At 41.3% G+C, this 11,277-nt stretch carries 10 protein-coding genes; 4 read left to right on the forward strand and 6 right to left on the reverse strand.

Translation table 11 applies throughout. The features are described from left to right. Positions 1 to 40: 40 nt before the first annotated feature. The 5 genes from R4Z09_RS28110 to R4Z09_RS28130 are packed head-to-tail and all read right to left on the reverse strand — an operon-like array spanning position 41 to position 7,373. Complete coding sequence (locus tag R4Z09_RS28110) at positions 41 to 3,298, reverse strand: hypothetical protein (RefSeq protein WP_338449964.1); 3,258 nt, start codon at positions 3,296 to 3,298, stop codon at positions 41 to 43. Then, positions 3,291 to 4,658 (reverse strand): glycosyltransferase family 2 protein, encoded by a 1,368-nt coding sequence (locus tag R4Z09_RS28115; RefSeq protein ID WP_338453375.1) that lies wholly within the window; start codon positions 4,656 to 4,658, stop codon positions 3,291 to 3,293. Before R4Z09_RS28115 ends, R4Z09_RS28110 begins: the two co-directional genes overlap by 8 nt. Before the next feature lie 31 nt (positions 4,659 to 4,689). Continuing rightward, positions 4,690 to 5,748: a hypothetical protein gene (locus R4Z09_RS28120; RefSeq protein WP_338449965.1), complete on the reverse strand. Its 1,059-nt coding sequence runs from the start codon at positions 5,746 to 5,748 to the stop codon at positions 4,690 to 4,692. Next, positions 5,749 to 7,080 (reverse strand): GGDEF domain-containing response regulator, encoded by a 1,332-nt coding sequence (locus R4Z09_RS28125; RefSeq protein ID WP_338449966.1) that lies wholly within the window; start codon positions 7,078 to 7,080, stop codon positions 5,749 to 5,751. Between the two features lie 8 nt (positions 7,081 to 7,088). After that, positions 7,089 to 7,373 carry a hypothetical protein gene (locus R4Z09_RS28130; RefSeq protein ID WP_338449967.1) on the reverse strand — a complete coding sequence of 95 codons (285 nt, stop codon included), beginning with the start codon at positions 7,371 to 7,373 and terminating at the stop codon, positions 7,089 to 7,091. 253 nt (positions 7,374 to 7,626) lie between these two features. On the opposite strand from R4Z09_RS28130, the gene R4Z09_RS28135 reads away from it, so the two are divergent. Both R4Z09_RS28135 and R4Z09_RS28140 read left to right on the forward strand, forming a co-directional pair. Continuing rightward, on the forward strand, positions 7,627 to 7,779 hold the full coding sequence (locus R4Z09_RS28135; protein ID WP_338449968.1) for a hypothetical protein: 153 nt from the start codon (positions 7,627 to 7,629) through the stop codon (positions 7,777 to 7,779). A 313-nt stretch (positions 7,780 to 8,092) separates the two neighbouring features. Further along, positions 8,093 to 8,971, forward strand: coding sequence for a processed acidic surface protein (locus R4Z09_RS28140; RefSeq protein ID WP_338449969.1), 879 nt, complete (start codon positions 8,093 to 8,095; stop codon positions 8,969 to 8,971). A 151-nt stretch (positions 8,972 to 9,122) separates the two neighbouring features. On the opposite strand, the gene R4Z09_RS28145 is transcribed toward R4Z09_RS28140, so the two are convergent. Beyond that, on the reverse strand, positions 9,123 to 10,127 hold the full coding sequence (locus R4Z09_RS28145; RefSeq protein WP_338453376.1) for a bifunctional metallophosphatase/5'-nucleotidase: 1,005 nt from the start codon (positions 10,125 to 10,127) through the stop codon (positions 9,123 to 9,125). Positions 10,128 to 10,364: 237 nt separating this feature from the next. On the opposite strand from R4Z09_RS28145, the gene R4Z09_RS28150 reads away from it, so the two are divergent. Both R4Z09_RS28150 and R4Z09_RS28155 read left to right on the forward strand, forming a co-directional pair. Continuing rightward, entirely contained in the window at positions 10,365 to 10,730 is a 366-nt protein-coding gene (locus R4Z09_RS28150) for a hypothetical protein (protein WP_338449970.1), read from the forward strand. 73 nt (positions 10,731 to 10,803) lie between these two features. Next, positions 10,804 to 11,100: a hypothetical protein gene (locus R4Z09_RS28155; RefSeq protein ID WP_338449971.1), complete on the forward strand. Its 297-nt coding sequence runs from the start codon at positions 10,804 to 10,806 to the stop codon at positions 11,098 to 11,100. The last annotated feature ends 177 nt before the right edge of the window (positions 11,101 to 11,277 follow it).

The following is an 11,277-nucleotide window of genomic DNA, read 5'->3' on the forward strand; positions in this document are numbered from 1 at the left end:
TGAATGATTGAAACGTTAGAACTATCCTGGCATTTCTTGTCTACTGGGTCGCGGTGCCTGTCCCTCCGACCCCTGCGACCCCAAAAACTTCCTTCATGACATCATACGATTTCTTCAACCGCTCGTGATAGATTGGCTCTTGCCAGTTGTCCCATGTAAACTGCATCCAAGGCACCTGCTGTACAATTTCTTTCTCCCGATCTGTTACAAGGACAGCAGCAGAAATGGAGTCAATATTCTCAGTGCTCTCCAGTCCATCACCAGACCACAGATCGCCCATAATCTCTTTTTGACTTGGGTCCTTCATGTTTAACATGAGCCACGGCAGCCTGATCTCCAAAATTCCGTCCTTCATATAGAAATCCGCAAGGGAATTGAAGTCTTTGGCATCAGGATTTCCATTGCCGTAGGTCAGCTTCCCTGTTTCATATGCTGTGAGCGGCAGCTGAACCTGTGAACCATCCTGCTTAGGAATCGTTAATCTCTTATTCAAAATCAACCGAATCGGATGGTACACTCCATTATTCACCGTTCCTGCATTCGGCTCCATTTCTATCATCTGCAGCTTCTCCCCATAGAGGTAATAGAATGGATCGTAATAACTATCAACCAACACCCTCGAATGATCCTTTCCATTCAACTCAACAAGGAAATCAATCCCCTCTTCCTTTGCTGCAGGTACCCCTGGAACAGTTGATTGCCCCTGATTTTGAATCGTATTTAGTAAAATAGAAGCGTTAAACTCATCTTCCTTCCACTGCTTCTTATCATAATCAATCCGTAAAAATAGGCCTCTCGCATCACTTGCCATATAGACATTTTTAATCGGACCGTTTTCATTAGCCCCAAAACTGATCGGCTCCAAACCTCTTCCCTTCCAATCAGAAGGATCCCCATCAACCTGTAATTGGGTGTCCTCCTTATCCGGCTCAAAACTCAGCAATCCAAAATGCTGCTCATTTGTTTGAACATTATCCCAGTAAGGCCTGCGCTCTGGATTATCAAAATCCATCGTATTCCAAGTTCGCTTAAACCACTCATCCTGCCACGAGAAGACAAGCCCTCCTGCCATTTTTTCTGCAGCAATGTCTTCATATAAGCTCTTCAAAAGCTCGCCCTGCTTCTGCTCTGAGTGATTCCCCTGATCAAACCCGTACACATTTTCATGGGCCATGCCCCTCGATGCCGGGATGCCAAACTCCGCTACCAAGAGCGGCATGTCATGATGCTCCTTCATATCATGCAGATAACCGGCATAATTGTTTTTCTTCCCTCGATGGTCCACATACTCGACATATTCCTCCTCATAATTCAGGAAGTCCGGATAATAAGGGTAAATATGATACGAGGCAAAAAGCCCGGGATAAAATGACTCCTTCGCAAGGATCACATTCGGATTGACCGAAACAAGATCCTCCTCCAGATTAGGTTCAGCAGGATGCTCCAGCAAATCAGTTGTAACCCAATTAGTAAAGCTCATCGGATGCTGCCAGCCGTAGGTTTCCGCTTCATAGTTTGCAGTAAAATCCATCATTTCCGCAAGCCATACTTCAAATGGCGAGGCATTTGAAGTCATGATATACTTCCCGTCAAAGCTTGCTCTATCAGCATTTTTTTCATTCGTCCCCACAACCGCTTCCGGATCCCACTCAACACCGAGAATCCAGCCTAATAAATACGGGGACAAATCATGAGCGTAGGTTCCACTAGCATGCCCGGCCCTCTCCTCAAGCTCAGCATTCCCATGAATCAGATCAATCGTCCGTTGAATTTCCTGTTTGAAATCATCGGTAACCGCCTGATCGAAAGCATTCTGTTTTTCGGTAAAAGTCTCTTCATTCACCCAGACTCCCTGGAACAGATATAACGGATCATTCCGCTCGCGATTATGTTCATACAATGCCTGGTAAAAAGCAGGAGGATGAATCGTATACACCCGAATGGCATTCGCGTTCATCTCACTGATTTGATCGAACCAGCGGGCATAATCTGACTTACTAATTTTTGTTTCCCCTGGGAATGCGCCGGGCTTCGCAATCCCCATATTCACACCCTTAATGAGAAGATCCTCCCAAGCCCCGTTTTTATACACCTGTAGATAATCCTCACCAGAATGACCAACGACCTTCATCCCTCCGGCGGTATGCACCTCCGGCTCAACCTCATTTCGGGCGGTTTCTTTTTTCTTTGTTAAAATATCCTTCATCATCGGCACATAAGCATCCCAATAGAAAGTATCCGTCCTTCCCTGCCCGTTAGAGGAAAACAACTTCTGCCACCAAGTGATACCACTTATCTGATAAAAATTTGGCACTTGTTCCTGATCCGCAAAGTCCCCTGCAAAATAATAGCTGTCATAGGAAGAACCCTTATGATGCACCACTGCAGGAAACGTTAACGGAATAAGGCTGCCAGCGAGTTTTTCTACTCCGCTTTTAGCTAATGACAATTCAAAATTCGCCTGAACTTGGACCTCCTTTTCATCATACGGCTCGATAATATCAAACCAATAATGATATGGAATGCTCTTCCCCAGCCCATATTGCTTAGCACCGCTTTTCGTGAGTGTAAACAAAACAGGCTCATCCTTAATGTCCTTCTCAGTTAAAATAACCACTTTGTCCTCTTCATTGACAAACACAAGACCATTCCCTTTAAACGTATAAGCCTCGCCATACTGCTTTTCATAGTTTTGCTTCAGCCAGACCGGCACCTCTTCATTACCCAAATCATGAAAATACCGGCCCATCCACCCTGTCCACCTGACATGCAGTAAATCGTAAAAGCCATCCCTCACAGGCTGCTCCGTTGGCGAACCAAATGTATTAAATTCGGCGATCAGCGTTTGATGATGTTTCATTAATGAGTCGCCTATTCTCGTAACATCTGAAGTTGTCAATCCGCCATACAATAGCTCCGAGCGGTTTCCCTCTTGATTTTTTCCAACATATTCATCCTTGTATACACCATAACTGTCCGCCACATACAGGACGTCATACAGCGACAAATTCTCAGGCAGCTCCCTGACACTGAACTTTGGAGGCTGATCCGTCGGGACAAACCCGACATAATCCTCTTTCGAATCGTACGCTTCATTCCCGCCTTTTTTAAGCTTCAAGTGATTTAGCAGCCAAACCAGCCCTTTGTGTTCACGGTACGACTCATCTGGAACGGTCTTGTCCATGATCAACACATTCAGCTCTTTTGCGGGCTTCAATTGCCAGACCCAAAACGGAGAGGAAAACAGGACAAAAAGCAATAAAATCCCAATAAGAATGATTCTATTTTTTCTAATCATTTGAAACACCTTTCCGCACCATTTCTCCCCATCCTTTTTTACCAAAGATGGCTTCAATCATCCCTTCGACGCGCCATAGCACAGTGAGTGGCCGGTACCAAAGGGTCTCCGTGAGGGACATCAAAAAAAGGATCGCAAAGTGCCGCACCTTCGGATATTTCTCCATGCTCCATTCCTCCAACAGCACTGCGGCCATCGAGTAAATTGAGCCGTAAATCAAAGATAGCAGGAAAAATAGAATACCATACTCAATCTGAATACTTCCTGTAAAAATAGAAATAATTAATAGAATATAGCCAAGCAACTCAACGAACGGGCCTAAAAATTCAATAAAAAAGAAATAAGGCATAGAAAATAACCCGATGGAGCCGTACTTCGGATTAAACATTAACCTTTTATGCTTCCACAGACTATCAAATAAGCCGCGATGCCAACGCTTGCGCTGCCGCCGTAAAAACATAATCGAATCAGGAGCCTCTGTCCAACAAACAGGGTCCGGTACATACATAATCTTTTTGTTCACCTTTTTTTCCTTCATAAACCGATGAAGACGTACGACTAACTCCATGTCCTCGCCAACCGTATGGGCATAGCCACCTGCTTCCACCACCCATTTTTTCGAAAACACGCCGAACGCGCCTGAAACAATAAGGAGTAGATTGTTCTGGCTTAAGCCAACCCTTCCTGTTAAAAAAGCACGTAAATACTCAATAACCTGCATCAACACAATCGGTTTACGCGATAAGCCAACCTTGATCAGTTCGCCATTTTGAATCTCACAACCATTAGCAATCCTTACACTTCCACCTGAGGCAATCACCTCATCGTCCGATTCAATAATCGGCTTCAGAACCTTTAAAAAAGCATTCCTCTCAATGATCGAATCCCCATCCAATGAGCAAAAATAAGGATATCTTGAACAATTAATCCCGGCATTCAAGGCATCAGCTTTGCCTCCATTTTCTTTATCTAATACAACTAAATGGGGGTAAAGCTTCGATTGATAAATTCCCTTTATCGACTTTGTCTCCAGCAGTTTCCGATACACACGGTTTATTTTTACCAACTGGAATCTCTCCGTCAGCTTTTCAAGCGTATCATCCGTCGAGCCATCGTTAATGATGATCACTTCATACTCCGGATATTCAATGCTTAACAAGGACCGAATACTCCCATAAATTCCAGCCGATTCATTATAAGCAGGAACCAGAATCGACACCGGCTTTGTATACTCGGACAGCAGCAGTTCCTCGTATGGCTCAAATTCATCAAGCTGATAGGTTTTTCTTATGGAAAAGAGGGAAAGGATCAGCATTCCGCCATACACAAGAATGATCATGATCATATAAAGGAAAATCATCCAACTTCCTACGATCAGTAGATTCGGCCAATTAATAGGAATAACCACCACCCTCCTTCTCAAGCCACTCAACAGCCATATCCTTTGCGAATAGATCCTTTGACTCTTCTGTTACTCTTTGTAAAATAGCTTTGCCTTCTTTATATCTCAGAATCGCTTTAGCCGCTTCCGCACGTACAATATATTCGCGATCAGATAATAGATTGAGCAGACTCTCTCTGTACATATCCAATCGCTGCATTCCCGCAACCCTTGCCGCCATCATCCGCAATTGCCAATTGTCCGCTTCAAAAAAACCGCCTAGCGCTTTGGCATCAATCGGGATTCCTGATTGAGCATAGGCCTTTAAGGCCCGAATCCTTAATTCCGCATCATCCTGCAGCACCAGCTTTTGTAAAAGAGGATGATGCTGTGTCAGCTGTTTTTTTCCAATCATATCAACCAATATATATTGTGTTCTATTTGGAAGTTCATCAAAATCTGAGAGTAACTCATCAAGCTTTTCATCGTCCATGATGGATAGGATCGATATCAGAGAAAACTCAGATAGGTTCTGGTTTTGATTGATTCCTTTTATATATTCAACGATTTTCGGATCATTATATTTAGCGATCAGTTTTAAAATTTGTGCCTTTTCAGAAGTAGTTGTGCTTCTTTTTTGATATAAATCATGTAAAGAGGGAACTAAATGCTCCATATAGAAATCTTCTATGGCAAATAAAGCATTCATTCGAAGACTCCAGCGTTTTTTGGTAAGCTTTTTTTTGATAAAATCGGTCAAATGCTCTTTTGCAAAAAGATAGATTCGCTCTTCCACCTCACGACCTGTTAACACATGTGAATAATCACTAAGAAGTTCGATAAGAGCCATTACCTTTTCTTTCTCAGGATCCTGCCCCCATAATTCGGTTTGTCCGTTTTGCAAATAATGAAACACGGCCAACCGATAATCTTCCTTCAGAGCATTTATTTGTTGCCTTGTTTGATTTTTTTGATATTTTTTGACCATCAAATAGAAAAAAAGGCTAAATAAGAGGAAGAGCAGAACAAGAAATAGGATAAAAAGCAAGACCAGACTCATTTCAATCATCTATATCATCCTTTTGATTAAATACCCCAGCCTGGTTTCCAGCTCCAAAGGCTTGAATGGTTTTGTGATATAATCATCTGCACCAAGCTGAATCGCACGCGATATATCCTGTTCACTTTTCCGTGAGGTCAGCATAATGATGGTATATCGATCTTGAAAGCTCAGCCCCCTTAGCTTCTGAAGCACCTCTATCCCGTCCATCCGAGGCATCATTCCATCTAAAATAATCAAATAAGGCTCCGTACTTTCTGAATACCAGTTTGACTCAATGAATTCCATGCCGTCCTTGAAAGTTTGAATGTCCAATTGGATGACTTCTGTAAAATTACTTTTACTAATTAAGTCCGTCAGAATTGCTCGGATAATCGGATCATCATCAACAATTCCAACATGAATCTGTTTTTGATGATAGCGGATATTGTTTACCGGAACTACTTTTACAAGGTTTCTGCCTTCCTGTTTCGCTTCATATAGGGCTTGATTCACAATTTCAATGTTTCGCTGAAGATCTAACTCATCTTCTTGAATTTCATGAACACCGGCAGAAAAGGTGCAATGAAAGGCTTGATGATGCTGTATATCAGTAAACTTCTGCTTTGAAAATAAGCGTCGAATTCGTTCCAATACCTGTTTTGTATCCTCTGCACGTGCCCCTGGAAGCAGCAGGAGAAATTTATCACTGCGATAACGAATGACAATATCACTTTGTCTTACCGTATTTTTAATCATTTCTGCAAATGAGACTAATACATAATCCCCTGCCGCATGACCATGTGCTTCATTCACTTGTTTAAAGCAATCAAGATCGATTAAGGCCATACTAAAGGTCACGTTTCTTCTTTTATATTGGCTCACTAGCCTTTCAAACGAGGGCTGCAAATATTTTCGATTATAGACTCTTGTTAATTCATCAAGCAGCATCACATCATCAATGGCCTGTTTTCGTTCTAGCTGCCGATTGATTCTTACAATCAACTCATCCATGTCAAAGGGGATAAGAATAAAATCATCTGCACCAAGCCGATAGCTTTCGATCCTTGTTTCCTTCGATGGATCACGGCTAATCATAATCGTCGGAATAAACTGCTGCCTCATGCCTTCCTTTAGCTTTACTAGAACATCAAGCCCATTAATTGCTTTCATATGGGCATTGATCATGACACAATCGGGCCTTAAATCATAATAAGAATTAAGGGCTCTATCAGGATCAGCCGCAGCCATGACCACCCAGCCAATTTCTCCTAACGTGTCCTTTAGATACATGATATATTCCGGGTCATCGTCAATTAATAAAATGAGCTTTCTCTCTCCCTCATCTTCCTTTCGTTTCATGACTTCATCTATACCTGAATGTTCTTCAAGAGAAAAAAAAAAATTGAAAGTAAAGGATTTAAAAAGGCCCTCAAGCTTTCCTTTGTCCATTCTCTTTCGTCTATTTCATGTAACTGCTCGATTAACAATTGAGCCATGTCCCCGGCCCTGTCCAACCCAATGACTACAGCTGTCTCCGAAATCGACTGGAGAAATCGGTATAATTCCTTATGTTGAACAACTTCTTGATCCTCCGGCCAGGAATCAAGCTTTTTCCTTACACTCTTTATCAGCGCTTGTTTGTATTCAGTCACAGTGCCCCCCCGAAAAATCTTGTTTCACCATATCGTTTCACAGAAGGTAATTTGTATTCGTACCATCCATTTACCTAATCACTCCTATTTTAATATAATGTTGGAAAAAAGTATAAAAAGAAGATGTGGGTCGGGGGACAGGCACCGCGGTCCAAAAGAAGCAAAACCATTTAAAGTTCTTGGATGTTTCTAGAGTTCCACGACATTAACACAATATTGTATATTAAATATAAATTGATAAGGAGTAACAGCGATGGGGAAAAAGAAAAAGAAAAAGAAAAAGAAAAAGAAGAACAAGAAAAAGGTTGAAAAAGTTGATTATGGCTCCGTGGAATTATATTGCAAGCACTGTGATTATATTGGGAAGTCATTTGGGAAATACAAGAATGTACCCACGGATATGTAGGCTATCATCTAAACGATACCTTTATTAGTTGCCCGAAATGTGATGGAATTTGTACAAATGAAGAGGCTGAAGCAGAACCTGAAGTTAGAAGGGCGATTCATACCCTTTCTGATGATCTTCCTTTGTAAGACTTACATAAAACTTAGGGACAGGTCCCTTGCCCCAGTGACATTGCCTAACTGGGTCGCGGTGCCTGTCCCTGCCTTCCTATGCCTAGCGCTGCCCTTTCGATGGTAAAAAGTTTACAGCTTAATGATTCTCTAAAAAGCAAACATTAAAATGTCACCAATTTTATGACAGGAGGATATTATTTATGGTCTATCTTAAAGCCATACTTGTAAGTCTGGTTTCAGTTTCATTTTTGTTTCACACCCATTCGGCAAATGCTGCCCCGCCTCAAAGTGAATTAAACCAATATTTGTCCGAAATTGGATGGACTAACCAGGAGTTACAGGATTATTTAGCCTATTACGAAATCCCATTAGATGAATTTGATACGATAGAAGATCTAAAAATGATCATGGGAACTCCGATTAACTCGGAAAATTTTCAGGAGCTGCTAACGAGATATCAACTAACGGAACAGGAACTAAATGCCTTGATGGATCATTTCGGTGACTCTGTGAAAGACTATAAATTTATTGAGGATTTGGATGCGACTGTTGATTTTTATGTTAATCATGATGAATATATGGCAGAAGTTGAAAATGGGCTGGAGGATTTAGGTATCACAGAAGAGGAAACGGAAAGATTCTTTAATTATTTAGCTCAAGTAGAGGAAAATAACAAAAACAATCTCGACCAAATGGAAACACTTGATACCAGAATTGAAAAGTTTTTTGATGTTGAAGACCCCTCTCAGCTCTCAGAAGAGGAAATCAATGAATTAGTTCAAATTTTAGAGGAGTCCATTGCCCTCTATGAAGTAAAAGTAACATTTTCGATGAACAATAAGGAAATCACATTAACAGAGCTATTAAAAATGAAGGAAGCTCCGAACAATTTATATATAAGTGTATTTAGTACAGCCGGAGAACTTCTCATTGACTTTACATTACCTGCTGAGTTTTTTGAAACAGCAGACGTCATCGATCAAGGTGAAGATATGATTCATGTAGGTGAGCTTTCAGACGAATACGTAGACCACATGCACGATGAAAAATACAAGAACGCCGAAAAAGAATTAAAATAACCACTGGGTCGCGGGGACAGGCACCGCGACCCAATAACCGTTTTTACGAAAACTTTATCCTGTCATGACAATTTTTTAACACTATAAATAATTTTTAAAAAAACGACAAAGCTGGAATCTCGCTTTGTCGTTATCTCATCGCATGATAAAATTATTCCGCCTTCATCTCTGCACGATAATCATCAATTATGGCTTGTACCTCCGGATCTTCCGGAACATTTGTTACGTCGTAAAGAAATCCATCAGATTCGACCAATGTCATTTTGCCGTCAACAACTTCAAAAGTCAAATCCAAGCGGCCCAAATAGTTTTCTTGTTCTCCGCCTGCTTGGGTAATTGGCACATTCCACTCTCCGTTAAATTCATATTCAGGTGTTTTGATAACCTTATGTGTATCTGCGCCAATTACTGCTGAAACTCCAGGAACCTTAGCCAAGTTGTGGTCTTCAGGGTTTCCAGCATGTGACAGGACAATGTTAATGTCCGATTTTTTACTCACTTCAGGAAGCAACGCATTCAATGCTTCAACCGGTTCGATGAAATCGAGGTCTGCTACATCATTCCAACCGCGAAGTTCCGGCTTCATTGAAGTTAGGCCGATCATGCCGACTTTTACACCCTTGAAGGTAAAGCCTGTCCAAGGCTTGACATTTTGGATATACTTTCCTGTTTCCTTGTCAATGACATTCCCAGTAAGGATTGGGAAATTTACGTTTCTATGATAATCCTTTAACTGTTCATAACGGCTTTCTGGCGTGCCCTCTCCGGCAGGGAAAACACGGAAGTCGTTATTTCCAAGAACCATTGCATCATAATCTAAAGCTTTTAATAGAGAAGTCTCGAGCTCTCCTTGTCCTGCTTGAAACTCACCGCGCAGGAAGACATCCCCGCCATCGACGAGAAGCACGTTCTCCTCTTCATTCCGCACATCTTCAATAATGGTGGCATACTTCGCAATCGAATTGTGATGAACAGTTCCATCATTCAGCGTGGTGATGTCATCCAAATGACCATGAAAGTCATTCGTTTGGAGAATAGTGAGATTAAACGTCTCACCCTCTTTAAGGTTTCCCTCCGCACCTGCCGTAACGGGAATTCCGACAAAAGCAGCAGCCAACGCAAGCGAAGCGCACCCCGTTAATAAACTTTTTCTCATTTTCACATGATTTCCTCCCAATCCATTTTATTCACATAGACTCTATTAAATTGTAAAACTAGAATGTAAATCTATGGTTAACATCTGATTAAAATCACGAAAAGATGGGTCGGGGGACAGGCCCGCGCCCCTATTTGGAAAACCGAATTTTTTCATACATAAAAGGTGCACTTGTCCTCACAAAAATTCAAAAAGAGAATAAATTGTATTGTTAAATGGAAAGGGGGGAAATCATGAATGAGTAAAGTATGGAGAAACCCAGATATTTTTGATAATGAAAGCTTTGAAGCTGACATTGACCTTGATGTTGAAAATGAGTTTAAATCAAGAATCAAAAATGAAGTAGAAAATGAAGCAGAAAATGAAACAGATGTTAATCTAAAAGATAAAAACACTAATGTTGCTAATTCGAGTGTAACCAAAAGTGGAAACTCAAACATTAAAGTAGAAATTAATGTTGATAGCGAATCAGCAGCTAAAGTACGTGCAAAATCTGAATCCAAGCAGGAGCAAGAGCAGGAGCAGGAGCAGAAACAAGAACAGGAACAGGAACAGGAGCAAGAGAAAAAAGAGCAAAAGAAAAAGCGAAAGAAAAATTATTAAGAGTGCTTCATTGGGATACTTGTTCCAGGGATACTAGATTTAGTATCCCTCTTTTATAAAAGGAGGGAAAGATTTGGAGAAATCAAATGAAAATAAACTAAATGCACTGGTTGGACACAGTGGAAACTCAGATGTTGACCTTGTTGTAAATATAGATATTAATACAAAAGCGATTGCCTATGGAATGTTATGCAGTTTATATGCTAAAGGGGAATTAACTGAATTACAGCTTGTAAGGGCAGTTGAAGTACTTGATAAGTTAATAAGAAGGGATAAGAGAAGAAGGAAGTCAAAAAAGAACCTTGCCAATGAAAATAAGCCAGCATTATTAGACCCGCCCGAACAAAGTTCAAGAAGAAATCGGTATTAGGTGGGTCTGGGGGACAGGCACCGCGACCCATTCTCACCCCAATGAATGGAGCCGGAATTCCTTCCATAATACCTCATAAAACAACTAGAAAGTCCATCAGCAAGAACTGATGGGACTTTCTAGTTGTTTAGTTCATCAACCTAGGTCGCGGTGCCTGTCCCCGTGTCCCTTCTGTCC

The organism is Niallia oryzisoli (genome assembly GCF_036670025.1).
Lineage (GTDB): Bacteria > Bacillota > Bacilli > Bacillales > Cytobacillaceae > Bacillus_BD > Bacillus_BD oryzisoli.